The 17,482-nt window shown below is 42.0% G+C and carries 14 protein-coding genes; 12 read left to right on the top strand and 2 right to left on the bottom strand.

The window, feature by feature from the left end:
• The first annotated feature begins 134 nt into the window (after nucleotides 1-134).
• The 8 genes from HMPREF9145_RS09310 (at nucleotide 135) to HMPREF9145_RS09275 (ending at nucleotide 10,160) form a co-directional block, all read left to right on the top strand.
• A complete protein-coding gene (locus tag HMPREF9145_RS09310; protein WP_021826090.1) occupies nucleotides 135-1,040 on the top strand; it encodes a helix-turn-helix domain-containing protein in 906 nt (301 codons plus the stop codon).
• A 69-nt stretch (nucleotides 1,041-1,109) separates the two neighbouring features.
• A complete protein-coding gene (locus tag HMPREF9145_RS09305) occupies nucleotides 1,110-2,210 on the top strand; it encodes a lactonase family protein (protein WP_021826100.1) in 1,101 nt (366 codons plus the stop codon).
• 403 nt (nucleotides 2,211-2,613) lie between these two features.
• Nucleotides 2,614-4,611 (top strand): NAD-dependent DNA ligase LigA, encoded by a 1,998-nt coding sequence (gene ligA / locus HMPREF9145_RS09300; RefSeq protein WP_021826050.1) that lies wholly within the window; start codon nucleotides 2,614-2,616, stop codon nucleotides 4,609-4,611.
• Nucleotides 4,612-4,688: 77 nt separating this feature from the next.
• Nucleotides 4,689-5,363 carry a tRNA (guanosine(37)-N1)-methyltransferase TrmD gene (gene trmD, locus HMPREF9145_RS09295; protein ID WP_036907245.1) on the top strand — a complete coding sequence of 225 codons (675 nt, stop codon included), beginning with the start codon at nucleotides 4,689-4,691 and terminating at the stop codon, nucleotides 5,361-5,363.
• Nucleotides 5,364-5,528: 165 nt separating this feature from the next.
• Nucleotides 5,529-7,544: an OPT family oligopeptide transporter gene (locus HMPREF9145_RS09290; protein ID WP_021826115.1), complete on the top strand. Its 2,016-nt coding sequence runs from the start codon at nucleotides 5,529-5,531 to the stop codon at nucleotides 7,542-7,544.
• Nucleotides 7,545-7,574: 30 nt separating this feature from the next.
• On the top strand, nucleotides 7,575-8,783 hold the full coding sequence (locus tag HMPREF9145_RS09285) for a GDP-L-fucose synthase family protein (RefSeq protein WP_021826070.1): 1,209 nt from the start codon (nucleotides 7,575-7,577) through the stop codon (nucleotides 8,781-8,783).
• Between the two features lie 15 nt (nucleotides 8,784-8,798).
• Nucleotides 8,799-9,785 carry a type I phosphomannose isomerase catalytic subunit gene (locus HMPREF9145_RS09280; protein ID WP_007133334.1) on the top strand — a complete coding sequence of 329 codons (987 nt, stop codon included), beginning with the start codon at nucleotides 8,799-8,801 and terminating at the stop codon, nucleotides 9,783-9,785.
• Between the two features lie 60 nt (nucleotides 9,786-9,845).
• Complete coding sequence (locus HMPREF9145_RS09275) at nucleotides 9,846-10,160, top strand: hypothetical protein (RefSeq protein WP_021826080.1); 315 nt, start codon at nucleotides 9,846-9,848, stop codon at nucleotides 10,158-10,160.
• A gap of 406 nt (nucleotides 10,161-10,566) precedes the next feature.
• Here HMPREF9145_RS09275 and HMPREF9145_RS09270 read toward each other — a convergent pair whose 3' ends face one another.
• Nucleotides 10,567-11,634, bottom strand: a complete 1,068-nt coding sequence (locus HMPREF9145_RS09270; RefSeq protein ID WP_021826044.1) for an OmpA family protein — start codon at nucleotides 11,632-11,634, stop codon at nucleotides 10,567-10,569.
• A gap of 228 nt (nucleotides 11,635-11,862) precedes the next feature.
• On the opposite strand from HMPREF9145_RS09270, the gene cobU reads away from it, so the two are divergent.
• The 4 genes from cobU to cobC are packed head-to-tail and all read left to right on the top strand — an operon-like array spanning nucleotide 11,863 to nucleotide 14,772.
• A complete protein-coding gene (gene cobU, locus HMPREF9145_RS09265; RefSeq protein WP_021826098.1) occupies nucleotides 11,863-12,390 on the top strand; it encodes a bifunctional adenosylcobinamide kinase/adenosylcobinamide-phosphate guanylyltransferase in 528 nt (175 codons plus the stop codon).
• Between the two features lies 1 nt (nucleotide 12,391).
• The gene (gene cobT, locus HMPREF9145_RS09260) at nucleotides 12,392-13,432 is read left to right on the top strand and encodes a nicotinate-nucleotide--dimethylbenzimidazole phosphoribosyltransferase (RefSeq protein ID WP_021826034.1); all 1,041 of its coding nucleotides are present in this window, start codon (nucleotides 12,392-12,394) and stop codon (nucleotides 13,430-13,432) included.
• Between the two features lie 3 nt (nucleotides 13,433-13,435).
• Entirely contained in the window at nucleotides 13,436-14,239 is an 804-nt protein-coding gene (gene cobS, locus HMPREF9145_RS09255) for an adenosylcobinamide-GDP ribazoletransferase (protein WP_021826082.1), read from the top strand.
• Nucleotides 14,236-14,772 (top strand): alpha-ribazole phosphatase, encoded by a 537-nt coding sequence (gene cobC, locus HMPREF9145_RS09250; RefSeq protein ID WP_021826067.1) that lies wholly within the window; start codon nucleotides 14,236-14,238, stop codon nucleotides 14,770-14,772. The genes cobS and cobC overlap by 4 nt, the downstream gene beginning before the upstream one ends.
• Nucleotides 14,773-14,778: 6 nt before the next feature.
• Here cobC and HMPREF9145_RS09245 read toward each other — a convergent pair whose 3' ends face one another.
• Nucleotides 14,779-17,367: an alpha-L-arabinofuranosidase C-terminal domain-containing protein gene (locus HMPREF9145_RS09245; protein ID WP_021826036.1), complete on the bottom strand. Its 2,589-nt coding sequence runs from the start codon at nucleotides 17,365-17,367 to the stop codon at nucleotides 14,779-14,781.
• Nucleotides 17,368-17,482 lie beyond the last annotated feature (115 nt).

Raw genomic sequence — 17,482 nt, 5'->3', positions numbered from 1 at the left:
AGATAGAACAAAATGTATGATGATGTGTTATCCTTTTCTATTGGATAATGTTCTTTTCGTAAGATACGAAGTAAAAAAAGCGCTTTGAAAGGCAAATTTCATTATCTTTGCATCATATTTCAAACTAAAAAGAGATGCAAGACAAGCCCCTTTCACTTACATTCGACCGCTTCAAGGAACTCGTTGAGTCTTACAAAAGCGACTTTCCCGGCAATATCGTCGTCACCAAAGACTTCTCCGTGGTCACCGATTTGAAGTATGTTCTCCAAGCAGTACTGCGGATCGGCTCGATATTTCAGCTGCAAGACTATCGCTATGGCTTGATACGTACGGGCAAAGCTACTGTGCGTTTCAATCTTCTTGACAAGGAATTAACAGCCGGAACCCTTGTTTTTCTCACGCCGGGAACTATCATTCAGCCCCTTGAAGCATCGCAAGATTTCAACTTAACCGGCATGGCATGCTCACCCGATTTCATGCATCTTGCCATGAATGATGCCATTCCTGCCACCTTCAACCGACCAATGACAGATGCTCAAAAACAGCTTTCTGATGCTGAAAACAATTTTATTCAACAACTTTTCGGATTGCTTCTCCAAGCTGTTTCGAAAGAACCTCACAGTCAACAAGTGATTAAAAGCATCATTCGCACGATTATCTATCAATACGATTTCCATTTTTCGATGGTAAAGGACAATGTAACTTCGGAACACTCTAACGAGCGAAACATCTTCGAACGCTTTATCTATTTAGTCAACAAAAACTGCAAACAAGAACATCAAATGGGCTTCTATGCTGAAAAGATGTGCCTCACCGACCGCTATCTTGGTACGGTTGTGAAGGCTGTTAGCGGTCAAACAGGGAAAGAATGGATAGACCGTGCCCTGATTACTTCAGCCAAAGTATTGTTGAAACACAGTGATAAAACGATTATAGAGATTGCTGATGAGCTGAACTTTCCTACGGTAAGCTTCTTTTGTAAGTATTTCAAGAGGCTCACTTCTACCACTCCTAACCAGTTCAGACAAACCAATCCATGATGCTATAACTATATTATAAGGTGCAAAAAGAGAACAAATAACAGTATCAAATCATAAAAAATAAATTCAATGAAGACTAAAACAATCGTGTTAAGTGTGGTGGCTTCTGCCCTTCCAGCCCTCTGTACAGCGAACAACAAGCTCAATATGGTTATCGGAACCTATACTGATAATGGCAGCAAAGGTGTCTATTCTTTTCTTTTTGACCAACAAACGGGGAAAGCAACTGCACAACATTCGCTGGCACTTAAAAACCCTTCATACCTTGCTTTCGCACCAAATGGCCGATATTTCTATGCGGTTAGCGAGAACAATGATACCACAGCAAGCTTGAATGCCATAGCCTTCGGTCGAGATGGAAGCATGAAACTCGTCAACACTCAACGCACACACGGTGAAGATCCGTGTTATGTGGAGACCGATGGACACGTAGTTATGACGGCAAACTATTCGGGAGGAAGTCTCTCTGTGTTTCCAATTGCAGCCGATGGAAGCTTGAAACCCATGGCCAGTCAACACAAAGGAACAATTGGAGGCCCAGACTTGACGAGACAAGACAAGCCTCATGTGCACTGCACTCGATTCACAAAAGATGGTTATATGTTAGCAACAAACTTCAGTGCAGACCAGATTCTATCATTCAAATACAACAAAACAGCAGGTACACTCACACCTTATTCCGCGCCAGTTGATGTTGACAAAGACTCTGGTCCGCGTCATCTCACATTCTCACCCAATGGTAAAGACGTCTACCTTATGAGTGAATTATCGGGTGACATCACGGCATTTCATTATGCCAATGGCTTGCTGAAACGCTTCCAAACCATTGCTGCTGACGATGCAAAAGCCCGCGGTGGAGCCGATATTCACCTCAGCCCTGATGGTAAGTTCGTTTATGCGAGCACACGATTAAAAGGCGATGGAATCACCATTTTTAAGAGATTAGCTTCGGGAAAGCTTGTTCGCTTTGGACAACAACCCACGGGATTGCACCCTCGAAACTTTATCATTACACCGAATGGAAAGTTTGTTCTCGTCGCTTGTCGTGATGCAAATAAGATTCAAGTCTATGCACGCAACCCTCAAACAGGCTTGCTAAGCGACACACATCAAGACATTTTGGTTCAGCATCCCGTATGCGTGAAGTTCGCACCAGTGCAACATCAATAGAGATATTGCAGGTTATCGCGATGCTGTCCGACCACTTTTGCAGTATAATTTCATCAAAAATCAAACAATAAACCATGCTCTTCAAAAGTACAAAGCATGGATATTAATTTCCTTAACCCATAAAGTGGTATTTGAATTTGCGCCATTTTGGTGTGCCTTCTGCGTCATTTCACCGCATGATTTGAGGCAGATTACACACCGAAATAGCACAAATTACAAATAATTTATTATTTATTGATTATCAGAATATTACTATAATCTCACTCAACATAAACTATATTATTTTTTATTACCATTTGAAGCACTACCCCAAAACACAAGAATCAACTTTTTCCTACAATGAGAATGGTTTATGATATAAAAGTTGTATTTTTGCTAAACCATAACTTTTGAATTCTATAAAATGGCAGAAGACAAACTAAGAACCATGCGAGAGCTTGTTGACAAGCTTAATTTCGCGGCCAATGCATACTATAATGGACAGGGCGAACAGATGTCAGACTACGAATGGGACGCCTTGTTTGACGAAGTGAAACGCTTGGAAAAAGAGACTGGGCAGCAATTCCCCGACTCACCAACCAACCGAGTTTCGGAAGACAATATTATTGGAAAGAAGGAAGAACACGAATTTCCTGCCCTCTCATTAGCAAAGACCAAGCAACCCATTGAACTCGCGAAATGGGCAGAAGAGCATCCTATTTGGCTGAGTTGGAAGCTTGATGGGTTGACACTTGTAGTCACTTTTGACAACGGAAAACTTACAAAGGTGGTGACACGAGGCAATGGACACATCGGAACAAACATCACTCATTTGGCTACTGCCATTCAAGGCATTCCACAAGAGATAAAGAACAAGGGCCATGTTGTAGTCAGAGGAGAATGTGTTATCAGTTATGCCGACTTCGAACAATTTAATATTGAGAGCGAAGAAGAATATGCAAACCCACGCAACTTAGCTTCAGGTTCGCTGACATTAAAAGACATTAATGAAGTCAAACAGCGTCATCTTGTGTGGATTCCCTTTACATTAGTCTATACCGATGAAGTCATAACGTCATGGGGAAAGCGTATGGATTGGCTTGAAAAGAATGGTATGAAGGCGGTAGAACGTGAGGAAATAGAACATCCAACACTGCAAAACATAGAACAAGTCATTGCAAAATGGACTGAGAAAGTAACGGGAAAAGAGAACCCCTACCCTGTAGATGGCTTGGTAATTACCTATGATGACACGGCGTTTGCCCAAACTGGCAGCGTCACGGGACATCATGCAACGCGTGCGGGCCTTGCTTTTAAATGGCAAGATGAAAGTGCAGACACCGTGTTAGACCATGTAGAATGGAGTTGTGCAGCCAATACAATCTCACCAGTTGCCGTGTTTTCACCTGTCGATTTGGAGGGAACGAGTGTAAAACGTGCCTCACTCTGCAATATCAGTGAATGTGAACGATTAGGTATCGGCGGCCAAGGAACGAAACTAAGTGTTATCAAAGCCAATAAGATTATACCGAAAGTGATTCGTGTTATCGAGAAAGTTGGCGACTTAGATATTCCATGTTCTTGTCCGGTTTGCAATGCCCCAACCCGCATAACGATTAGTTCGGTCAGCGAAACAAAGACCCTTCATTGCACAAACCACAAATGCCCAGCGAAACAACTGCGTAAGTTTGCGCGCTTTGTAAGCAAAGAAGGAGTTAACATCGATGGCATGTCAGAGCAAACAGTGGCTAAGTTTATCAACTTTGGATGGGTAAAGACCTATGCCGATTTATACAAATTGAAAGATCACGCCATTCAACTTTCGTCAACAGATGGTTTTGGTGAGAAGAGCGTTCGCAACCTTTTGCGCTCTATTGAGAAAGCACGTGACGTGGAAGCACACCACTTTCTATATGCGTTGAGCATTCCTTTGTGTGGTCAAGACGTATGTAAAAGGTTGCTAAGTGCCTATTCGCTGCAAGATATTATCACCATTGCAAGTGGTAAAAGCGAAAATATTGTTCCGGCAAGCGACTCACCTTTTTCTCTCATTGCAGGCATTGGACCCGAAAAAAGTAATCAAGTGGTGACTTGGTTTCATGATGAAGAAAACCTCGCTATGGTTGAAGAACTGCTTCAACAAGTACGCGTGAGCCAAGAAAACACAGCAGCTGAGGGCGACAGTTGCAAGGGATTGACCTTTGTTGTGACTGGCGATGTGACACATTATAAGAATCGTAACGAGCTGAAAGCATACATAGAAAGTCAAGGAGGAAAGGTAACGGGAAGCGTCAGCAAGTCTACCGACTATCTGATTAACAACGATGTAGCCTCTCAAAGTTCTAAGAATCAGAAGGCACAACAATTGGGAATCCCCATAATCTCAGAAGAAGAATTTATTGAAAAGTTTGGAAAAGAATAATATTAAATATGCAACTCGATGCCGATAAAGCATGAGTATGCTTGTTCAATCAAAGAAAAAGTATTACTTTTGCAGTCATGAGAATAGACATTATTTCAGTAATCCCGGAAATGATTGAGGGCTTTGTCACTGAATCTATCCTTGCTCGGGCACAGAAAAAAGGGCTTGTTGAGATTCGGTTACATAACCTTCGCGATTATACGCTTGACAAATGGCGTCGCGTTGACGACTATCCTTATGGTGGAAGCGCAGGAATGGTGATGCAATGTGAACCTATTGACCGCTGCATCTCTGCGCTTAAAGCCGAACGCGACTATGAAGAGGTGATTTACACCAGCCCAGATGGTGAGAAGTTTGACCAGCCTTTAGCCAACGAACTATCCCTAAAAGGCAACATGATTATCCTCTGTGGCCACTATAAAGGAATTGATCAGCGCGTCAGAGACCATCTGATTACGCGAGAGATAAGTATTGGTGACTATGTACTTACAGGCGGAGAGTTGGCCGCTGCAGTGATGACAGACGCTATAGTGAGGCTAATTCCAGGCTCAATCAGTGATGAACAAAGTGCATTGAGCGACTGTTTTCAAGACAATATGCTTGCAGCACCTATATATACTCGCCCATCTGACTATAAAGGTTGGAAGGTTCCAGACATTCTTTTGAGTGGAAACGAAGCGAAAGTACGCCAATGGGAGTTTGATCAAGCAATGGAACGGACAAAACGTTTGCGTCCCGACTTATTGAAATAAATAAAAAACTAAACCGGAAGACCCTTGTAGTCTCCCGGTTTTTTATTTCTTTTTGACAGAAGTATAAGCTTTAGAGAATCCAAAATCAAATTATATTGACTAAATAGAACCAATAATTTTGATTTTATATTCATTTGTTTTATCTTTGTAAGATAATACGGAATTATGGAAAAAGAAACGAAAGACATGGAGGCAGTACAGCTGTCCGAGAACGCATTTCGCGAACTAAAAGAAGGCGAAAAGTATGAACCTGTGATGAGCCCCAACAAGGTTTATCCCGAAGTGAATAGCTGGTCAGTCATTTGGGGCATTCTTATGGCAGTGCTTTTTTCAGCAGCTGCAGCCTATCTTGGACTCAAAGTAGGTCAGGTTTTCGAGGCCGCTATCCCCATAGCCATTATTGCTGTCGGCGCATCTACAGCCGCAAAGCGTCACAATGCACTTGGAGAGAACGTTATTATTCAAAGTATCGGCGCCTGCTCGGGTGCTGTTGTAGCTGGTGCTATCTTTACTTTGCCTGCCATATATATATTGCAAGCCAAGTATCCTGAAATGACAACATCATTCTTTAAGATATTCATGGCCTCGGCATTAGGTGGTGTTCTCGGTATATTATTCCTTATTCCTTTCCGCAAATACTTTGTAAGCGACATGCATGGCAAGTATCCTTTCCCCGAGGCTACAGCCACAACTCAAGTATTAATGAGTGGAGCGAAAGGTAGAGATCAGGCAAAACCGCTGCTATTATCAGGTCTTGTAGGTGGACTTTACGATTTTATTGTGGCCTCACTTGGCTGGTGGAATGAGAACTTTACAAGCCGTGTGGTAGGTTGGGGAACAGAATTGGCCGACAAGGCAAAGCTCGTTTTCAAAGTCAATACAGGCGCTGCCGTCCTTGGTTTGGGCTATATTGTAGGCTTGAAATATGCACTATACATCTGTTTTGGTAGCATTGCAGTGTGGTGGTTGATTGTTCCTGGCATGTCGTTACTATTCCATGACCAAGTATTAAACCAGTGGGACCCCTCCATTACACTCACAGTAGGCGCTATGAACCCTGAAACAATCTTCAGATCGTATGCACGTAGCATCGGCATTGGAGGCATAGCTATGGCTGGTATCATTGGAATTATCCGTAGTTGGGGTATCATCCGTGATGCTGTTGGACTGGCAGCGCGTGAACTAAAAGGTAAAGGTGGAAACATAGATGACGTACAACGCACTCAAAGAGATATCAGTTTTAAGATTATTGCCATAGGAAGTATTGTGGTATTATTACTCACTTTCATCTTCTTTTGGACTGGAGTGATGCAAGGAAACATCTTATTTGCTGTGGTAGGTATACTGCTTGTGACCGTCATTGCCTTTCTTTTTACGACCGTTGCAGCTAATGCTATCGCCATCGTTGGTAGCAATCCAGTATCAGGAATGACGCTAATGACGTTGATATTTGCCAGTGTTGTGATGGTTGCTGTAGGCTTAAAAGGTTCTGCCGGCATGCTGGCTGCCCTCATTATGGGAGGAGTTGTCTGCACCGCTTTAAGCATGTCGGGTAGCTTTATCACTGACTTGAAGATAGGATATTGGCTTGGAACGACGCCAAAGAAACAGGAAAGTTGGAAGTTTTTGGGTACTTTGGTCAGCGCAGCAACAGTTGGTGGCGTGATGATGTTACTCAATGAGACTTATGGTTTCGCAAGCGGCAGTCTGGCAGCACCACAAGCTAACGCGATGGCTGCAGTCATAGATCCTCTTATGAACGGTGTAGGTGCACCATGGATTCTATATGGTATAGGAGCTGTTTTGGCTATAATTCTGACGCTATGTAAGGTTCCTGCGCTCGCTTTTGCATTGGGAATGTTTATTCCTTTAGAGCTAAACGTACCATTGGTTGTGGGAGGTGCCATCAACTGGTGGGTTACTTCTCGTAGTAAAGATGATGAAGTGAACAAGCAACGCGGTGAGCATGGTACGCTGATTGCAAGCGGTTTTATTGCTGGTGGAGCATTGATGGGCGTGATAAGTGCATTGCTGAAGTTTGCAGGTTTTGAGGTTTGGTTGTCCGACATGAAGCTCGCTGTGTCACCAACCTGGTTGACAAGTGCCGCAAGTCAAGTGTGCTCTTTGATAGCTTACATCTGTTTGATTGCATTCTTCATCAGAGCTACACGCAAAAAATAGACTATATAATAAGATAAAAAGAATAAAGAAATGACATTAGAAAAGGATAGTAAGATTTACATTGCAGGCCATCATGGACTTGTTGGCTCTGCCATTTGGAAGAATTTAGAGTCACGTGGCTATACAAACCTAATCGGAAGGAGTCATAAAGAGCTTGACTTGACAGACCAATCTGCCGTCAAATCATTCTTTGATGAGGTACAACCCGATGCGGTAGTTCTTGCTGCTGCATTCGTTGGAGGCATTATGGCGAACTCTCTTTACCGTGCAGATTTCATCATGCAAAACATGAAAATGCAATGCAATGTGATTGAAAACGCATATAAACATGGGGTGAAAAAATTACTATTCTTAGGCTCGACATGTATCTATCCAAAGGATGCGCCGCAACCAATGAAGGAAGATTGTCTACTCACCTCGCCCTTGGAATATACCAACGAGGAATATGCTATCGCCAAAATTGCCGGACTTAAGATGTGTGAAAGCTACAATTTGCAATATGGAACGAACTATATTGCTGTCATGCCTACTAACCTTTATGGTCCTAATGACAACTTCCATTTGGAGAATAGTCATGTGATGCCTGCCATGATGCGTAAGATTTACTTAGCCAAACTCATTCATGATGGAGACTGGAATGCTATTAACAACGACATGAATAAACGTCCACTCAACCCTCCACCAGCCTTGCGTAAGCTTATTGGTGAAGGCAATGTCGACGGTAACAACACGCAAGAACGCATCTTAAAAGCCCTCGCTTTCTATGGCATAGAGGATAATAAGGTGACGTTATGGGGCGATGGTAGTCCATTCCGTGAATTCCTTTGGAGTGAAGATATGGCTGATGCAAGCGTACATGTGCTATTGAATGTTGACTTCAAAGACATCATAGGCATTGATAAATACTCATCTGTTTTCTATGATGCAAAGACAGATGGTGTTGTAGATCGTAATAATTCTGAAGGTCGAGGCGGTGCTATTCCATCGTTAGGTGAAATCAGGAACTGCCATATTAACGTCGGAACAGGAAAAGAACTCACGATTAAACAATTAGCAAACTTAGTCAAAGAAACGGTTGGTTTCACAGGAGAAATCGTTTGGGATGCCTCAAAACCTAACGGCACCCCACGTAAACTCATCGACGTAGAAAAGTTACATCGTTTAGGCTGGACACACAAAATAGAAATCGAAGAAGGTGTAGCGAAACTCTATACCTGGTATCAAGACAGTCTTAAATAAAATCAACAATCAAATATGAAACATTTATATCCATTGTTGTTTGAACCTAATCTTCATGAAACGGTATGGGGAGGAGACAAACTAACAACTTGGAAACATCTGCCAAAGCATACTGCTCCCGTTGGAGAATCATGGGAAGTAAGTGCTGTTCCATCAAGTGTTAACATCATTTCTAACGGAATTTATAAAGGCAAAGACCTCATTTCACTCATTGATAGCTATCCAAACGAGATACTTGGAAAGCATGTTGCAGAGCGTTATGCAGGTAAAATGCCACTCTTAGTAAAGTTTATTGATGCCCGACATGACTTGAGTATACAAGTTCATCCCAATGATGAGATGGCGCAACGAGTACATGGTAAGTTTGGAAAGAGCGAGATGTGGTACGTCCTTCACGCTGATCCTGGCGCATCACTCTACGTTGGTTTTAAACAAGAAATAGACCGAAATGAATATAAAAAGCGAATTGCTGAAGGCACAATTACTGACGTTTTAGCTCGTCACGAAGTGCATGCCGGAGACGTTTTCTACCTTCCTGCAGGACGCGTTCATGCGATTTGCGGAGGCATTTTGCTTGCAGAAGTTCAACAAAGTAGTGATCTTACCTATCGAATCTATGACTATAACCGGCCTGGAATAGATGGAAAGCCACGCGAACTACATACAGAATTAGCCGCAGAAGCACTCAATTATCATGTAGAAAAAGACTATCGCACACACTATTCTGACCAGAAAGAGTGCGATTGTACGGTGCTTTCAACAGAATATTTCTCTGTACATATTATTGACACCACTGCCCCATTCCACCGCAATCTCATGGAACATGACAGCTTTGTCATTGTGATGTGCCTTGAAGGCGACTGCAAAATTCACGTTCATTCGACTGGAGATGAGATTGAATTGCACGAAGGATTTAGTTGTATGATCCCTGCAGAAATAGCAGATTATGACCTTATTCCTGTGAATGGTCATACCAAAATATTAGATACTTACATTGATTAAAAGTAAAGGGTTTCGTGAAACGATTTCGCGAAACTCTATACTTTTTAAAATAAAATGTCTATGTTCGAAGACACAAGTGAATATAACGACATCATTGAACTGCCTCATGTAGAGCCAATCGGACGTAAAAGGCTTTCTTCATGGGAGCATGCTAACCAGTTTTCTGCATTCGATGCCCTCACAGGACTTGGAAAATCAATTGAAGAAGAGACGTCTAAAATACTCAAGGAATACACGATTAATGATGAAGAACAAAAGGGCGCGCTTGCTAAAATGAAAGCGTTCTTTGAACAAGCAAACCTACCATACGAAGCTGCTAACGAATACTTTCAATCCATTTTTGGTCAAGATGCGCAATTAAAGGACTTTCTTTAAGCGCAATATCATTTTGCATTATCTCTCAAAATAAATATAGTAATCGATAAAACGAATCTATCCTGAAAAACAATTCCATTCATTTTATCGCGTAAACAACATTAAAACACCTCTTAATCTCAGCCATTTTAACTTGCAAAATAGCTTATTTGGGTTTGCTTTCTAATTTCATTGTTTTCGCTACCGAAGAGATAACGTAACACTATTTTGCACCTTCCATATCATATTATCATGAAAAGGAAGATTGACTTATAGTGATTTCTATGTTTCTTTTCTTCTATTTCATTGATTGCTTAACCAGAAACAATACCCAAGAAACACACTTTCTTAGAGATGAAGTATTTAAAAAAGAAATCCCCAACGGATTGCTCCGTCGGGGAATATCTTGTAAATTGAGTCTACTTTATTACTTTACGTAGATTACAGCAAGGCGGTTAGATGTTGTACCTTGAACGCCCTTACCATTAGCTTGCTCAACATTTACACCCTTATTCTTCAGGTAGTTAGCAACAACGTTTGCACGATCCTGAGAAAGTTTCTTGTTAAGTGAGCTTGAACCTTCAGGAGAAGATGTACCAACAATCTGTACAGTGCTACCCTTAGCGATGTTATCAAGAACAGACTTAGCTTCGCTTGTCAAGTTAGACTTACCCTGTGCGAATGTTACGAACAATGGGTTAACTACGCTTGCACCTGGAACTTCCTTAACAACTTCCTTGATAACCTCTTTTGGTTTCTTAGCAAGTTCGTTACGAAGATCGCTGATCTGTGAGTTGAGTGCATCGATTTCGCTCTGATCGCGAGGAGTAACAATCTTGAAGTTGTGTGTACCATTTGAGTTAGCGAACTTGTAAATCAAACCACCATTCAACTGAACGTAGCTGTGGTTGATGTTGTACTGGATACCGCTATTACCCATGTTGTAAGGAGTACCGCTCTTATCGTTCAAACCATAAGCAATAGATGGCTCAACATAGAACTGCCACTGCTTCTGTGAACCGAAGTTGAAAGCGAAATCAAGACCTAACTTTGAAGTCAAGTTGTTAACCTGTTTGAAGCTCTTGTACTCTGCAGTGTTGCCAAACAAGTGGCCCCAACCAAGACCAGCTACAGCGATTACTTCGAATGAGCGAGGCTCACCAGTGTAACCACCAAACCAGTTACTGACGTTCAAAGTACCCAACAAGCTTGTGTTCAAGAAGCGAACGATAGTACCTGTTGAAGCATAAGGCTTATTTGAGAAATAAGCATTGCTCTCTACTGCCAAACCAACAACTGGAGTAAACCAGCGACCAATGCGAAGACCTGCATTTGGATCAAGACCCTTTAACCATGCATGACCGGTTGTTTTTGTAGCAACACCGCCATTAACACCAACATAAATGTTGTCAAAAGTCTTACTTTCCTGTACAGTTTGTGCGGATGCTGATACTGTCATTAAGGCAGCAGCAGCTAATAAAACTAACTTTTTCATGTCTCTCTAAAAAATTAATTAATAATTATTGTTTATAATCTTTTTTCTTGTTTACGAGTGCAAAGTAATTAAAAAATATTCGAACTGCCAAATTTTTACTAAGGAATTTATGCTCAACAACATAAAAAATGAGAAATATCAATTATTTAATCAAATTATCTTTCGTTTTATACTTGTTTTTTACCTCTAAGGTCTTATTATTAAACGAGTTTTTATTATCTTCGCAATATGAAAAAGATTATACTGATAACTGGAGGACAACGTTCTGGGAAAAGTATGTATGCAGAACGCTTAGCCCTATCAATGACCGACCAACCAATATATTTTGCCACGGCACGTATTTGGGATGAAGAGTTCAAGGAGCGTGTAAAAAGACATCAAGCACGTAGAGGAGACCATTGGACTAATATCGAAGAAGAGAAATATCTGTCGTACCATACTATATATAATAAGGTATGTGTTGTCGACTGCATTACGCTTTGGTGCACTAATTTCTTTTTCGATGCAAACCAAAATAATCCAAAAGAGCCAGTGATTGATGAAGCACTCGATGCAATTAAAAAGGAATTTGATCAATTTACGGCCCAAGATGCAACGTTTATCTTTGTGACTAATGAGATTGGTAGTGGCGGAGTGAGTGATAATGTGGTTCAAAGACGCTTCACAGACATGGAGGGTTGGATGAATCAATATGTGGCATCAAAAGCTGATGAGGTTGTTCTGATGGTGTCAGGAATACCAGTTAAAATCAAATAACATGATCAATTTTAATATAAAAGCACCCAATCTATCCATAGAAAAGTCGCTGATTGAGAAGATAAACAATCTAAATAAGCCCAAAGGTTCATTGGGAAGATTGGAAGAAATAGCCTTGCAAATAGGACTTATTCAACAGACATTATCTCCCTCTTTGCATCATCCTTGCCACCTACTTTTTGGTGGAGACCATGGTATTGAGCGTGAAAACGTGTCGGTATCTCCACGAGATGTGACATGGCAACAGATGATAAACTTCACACAAGGAGGTGGAGGTGTCAACCTGTTTTGCCGTCAACATGGATTTAAATTGCGAATCATCGACATGGGAGTAGACCATGATTTAACGGCCTATCCAGCCATTATCAATCACAAAATCGCGCATGGAACGGCGAATTTCCTTCGCAATCCTGCCATGAATGATGAGCAATTCCAGCGTGCGTTGCATATAGGTGCAACATTAGTAGATGATTGTTTTGCCGAAGGATGTAACATTATTAGTATAGGTGAAATGGGAATTGCCAATACAAGTCCGTCAAGTATATGGATGAGTATCTTTGAAAACCTTCCTTTAAACGAATGTATTGGAGCCGGTGCAGGCCTAAACCATACCGAGATGCAACACAAATTAGCTGTACTTCAGACTGCCGTTGACCGATTCTTTGCCCAGGGCTATCAGCCCATTGATGCCATTCCATATTTTGGAGGCTTTGAAATGGTTGGGGCAATAGGGGCAATGCTGCGTGCAGCCGAACGTCACATGGTCATCCTTGTTGACGGATTTATCATGACCGCTTGCATGTTGGCAGCGTCTCAAATGCACCCCGAAGTTTTGGCTTATGCCATCTATGGGCACTGCAGTGATGAGGGAGGACACCGCAAAATGCTTAAACTCATGAATGCTAAGCCTTTATTATCTTTAGGTTTAAGACTTGGTGAAGGTACTGGAGGCTTATGTTCCTACCCCATTATTGACTCTGCTGTGCGCATGATTAACGAGATGAATAACTTTGAAAATGCACATATCACCAAATATTTTTAATTCATGCAGATAGACATTCAAAACAATATTTCATGGCGCGACCGCCTTTTTGCTGCGCTAATATTCTTTACTCGCCTCCCCTTTTGGCGCATCTATCAACCTAAAAAAGAGGCCTACGAAACGATAATTAAGTTTTGGCCCCTCACAGGATGGCTCACTTCAGCGTGCATGGCAGCCACTTTTTACTTCGGTTCGATGTATATGCCTCTTTCGTTTGCCGCAATTTTGGCTATCGTAATACGCATTTTAATTACTGGAGCCCTACATGAAGACGGCTTAGCTGACTTTCTTGACGGCTTCGGCGGAGGCGGAAGTGACCGCAAACGCATTTTAGATATCATGAAAGATAGCCGTATTGGCACCTTCGGTGTACTCGGTTTGATTCTTTATTTCATGTTATTGTATCAGTGCCTTACAATTCTTCCAGCCCACACAACGGCATTAATGATTCTGGCTGCAGACCCTTTCTTCAAGATGATTACAGCCAATCTCATCCAATATATGCCTTATGCTCGAACGGCAGATACAGCAAAAAATCGAGTCGTTTACCGTAAGTTGAGCATTAAATCTGGCATAAGTCTCTTCATACAAGGCGTGCTTCCAACTCTTCCTTTGTGGTATTTCTTCGGCTTACCTTATATCTGTATAGCCCTTCCTGCACTTGTTTATTATCTCCTTTATCTATTGATGCACCACCGCATTGGAGGCTATACCGGAGATTGTTGCGGTGCTGTTTTCCTCCTAACAGAGTTGAGTTTCTACCTCATTTATGTCATTATCTCACTTCATCCATTAGCATCTTTATGAAAGTTACCCTTATCCGACACACCAAAGTGAATGTTCCCAAAGGCACATGTTATGGTTGGAGCGATGTGCCCGTAGCCGATTCATTCTGTGAAGAGGCTGCAATCACGAAAGCAAACCTATCTAAAAAACCACCTTTTGACGCCGTGTTCTCTTCGCCATTAACACGTGCTCGCAAGCTTGCTTCTTATTGCGGATACGATAATCCCACACTCGATGACCGACTGAAGGAGATGAACATGGGAGACTGGGAGATGCGTTTATATGACGATATTGCCAAAGAAGACCCGCACATTCTGGCGTGGTATGAAGACTATATGCATCTTGAAGCCACGGGAGGTGAGAGTTTTCCGATGCTGTTCAAGCGCGTTTCGTCCTTCCTTGACTGGCTAAAACAACAACCATTTGAGCATGTCGGCATCTTTGCTCATGGCGGTGTACTCATTTGTGCAGGCATTTATGATGGATTGTTTCCTAAAGAAAATGCCTTCGAAAACCTTACAGCATTCGGAGGCATTGAGGAAATTGAACTATGATATCAATTATTTTGTCACCATATTTGAATTAAAACTTATGGCTATCACACTATAAGCCGGCAATTGCAACACGCTATTTTTCACGTTGATGAGCTTTTCCCGGCGCATAGCATCAAACGTTTTCACCTCCGTATCGCTTGGATTTCCATCAAAACCAACCACACGGCTGTCATCAGGAAGACTGATTCCGTCTAACTTTAAGTTAACTGTTGCAGGCAAAGCATTCACCAATTTCAACATTATTTCACCCGTTCTACTATCTTTTACCACACTAACAGCAACACGATAGGCCAAATCTTTGGCTATATCAACATGCGAAGTAACATATTGATTGCCTGAAAATTGAGAAAATAAGGCCTGGGTATGATAATTAGGAGTTGTCGTTATCTGAGACGCATTGAAATAAATGAGGTCAGGATTCCAGTTCTGATGCTTCTCATGACACAGCAAAGGAGCATAACTTGTCATTTCAACAATATCGCCATTACGCTCAATATTGCAAAGATGTATAGCCTCAGCAAGGGCCGACTCAACCGTTCTTGAGCGCGAAGCATACTCTCCCAAGTAAACTTTCGGACCTTTTCGATCATATTGATCATAATAGTTTTGATTGTGAAGAAACCAGCCCGGTGATTCATAATAATGCTCATCTACAGCATCTATAACTGATTTATTGGCCTTAGCAACCTTCCATCCTTCGATATAATCAGCCGAAGGATAATGGAAAGGACCAACAGTCCCAATAACTTCTATATCAGGATATTTCGCTTTTACAGCCTTGCAAATCATCAAATAGCGTTCTTCAAACGCCGTTGTAATAAGGTCTTCATTGCCAATGCCTATCATTTTTAAATGGAAAGGAGCTGGATGTCCTGCGTCGGCACGCATCTTTGCCCACTTCGAAGAAGTCGGATTACCATTCGCCCACTCGATTAAATCCAACACATCTTGCACGTAAGCAGGCATTTGATTCATAGGGATTCCACATTGTTGCCCAGCTAAACCCTCTTTGTTTGCAGCCGAATTCTGACACGGAACGCCTGCAGCAAGCACAGGAAGTGGGGCTGCTCCAAGATCTTCGCATAGCTGAAAATATTCAAAAAAGCCTAAACCTTTCGTCTGATGATAGCCCCATATATTGCGATCGGGCTTGCGATCATAAAGTGGTCCAATACTTTCTTTCCAATGATAGATATTGTTTATTCCGTCACCATGCAGCATACAGCCTCCCGGAAAGCGCATAAACTTTGGACGCAAGGCTGCAATTGTCTCGGCAATATCCTTACGCATGCCATGTCCTTTATAGGTATCGTGAGGAAAAAGTGACACCATGTCTATCGCAATATCTCCCGGTTTAGTACTTACAATACGCAGACTGCAACGCACAGGTATTACGGGCTGCACCCTCTTTTTGGTCAAAGTATTTAGCGATAGCGAATAAGGCTGCCAGCGGTTTCCCTCAACCTTCACCTTTCCTTCAGTCAAAACCTGCCCCAAAGAATCAACCAACTGAACGAGCAATGTAGCTTTCTTCTGATCAACACAACGTGCATAAACCGAAAAATCAAATTGTTCGCCATGGTCATAGATAACATTATCCCACCCATGATTCGTCAAAGTAGCTTGATTTAGAACTGCATAATGTGCATTGTTCTTGCTCAATGGCTCTGCCGTTGCTATCACAATAGGTTTATCCGAGGTCCAAGCGGTCTGACTATTCCATCCTCGATGGTCGGCAGGAGAATACTCAAAATCTCCATTTTCAAGTAATTGTGCGTATAAACCACCATCAGCTGCACGACTAATATCTTCGAAAAATACGCCTATAAGCTTATCACTTATCGGCTTTGTTCTCGTAAGGTCAACATGCAAAGTAGCCTCAACAGGCCGATTCAAAGCTGCAAAACGCGATTTATCGTCTTTCATTTGCTCTGCATAACGCACGTTATCGGCTTTCAAACCAGCAAACCACGAACGAATAAATTGAAGATGATAAGCCGACACATCGAAAGCATTTCCCAAGAACTTTTTCCCATTTATCACGGCATTATCCTTCTGCCAAAGCACTTCATCGGCTTGTGATGGAATGGAATCCTCTTCAAAATGACGAAAATCTTCTGTGGCATGAACATAGCGTTTGCCTTTGGAAGTCTTCAAATAAATATCAAAAGAGCCATCTCCCATTTGATAAACGACAGGACTTTTCACCCCTTTCTCACGCACAAGGGGATAATCTTGCGGGCGCCATGTAATGAGATCATCTGAATAAGCCGCTGCAAACACAGGCGCACTATCATTCACTGACCACACGGCACGCCACGTTCCGTCAGCAGCCTTAGTCACATAAGGATCAAACATGCGTTTTTCTGCACCCCATGGTCCATAGTCTGAGGCGCAAAGCTGGCCCACTTCATGCCACTGATCATCGTCGCCGAGAAAGGCAAGATGAAGTCCTTCGCGCGCACTCGGTGAATAAACAAAGACCTGACAGGTAGAATCTTTGCCCATAATCGTATAGGCTGGCGTTATATTTTGAGCTCGAACGGCTCCACCACCCAAGCATAATGCCAAGAAAAGTATTATCTTATGTTTCATGTTATATGATTTATTTTCATTTCGTTTGCAACGCGCTTTATCTCATTGAGAATCAGAATGTTTCGTTTTCGGCTTCAGCTGCTTCTGACTTTTGCATTAAATTGGCGCACGATTT

The sequence above is a fragment of the Segatella salivae F0493 genome (assembly GCF_000477535.1).
Taxonomy (GTDB): Bacteria; Bacteroidota; Bacteroidia; order Bacteroidales; family Bacteroidaceae; genus Prevotella; species Prevotella salivae.
The sequence above is the reverse complement of the archived record's forward strand: the minus strand, read 5'-3'. Positions and strand labels throughout refer to the sequence as shown.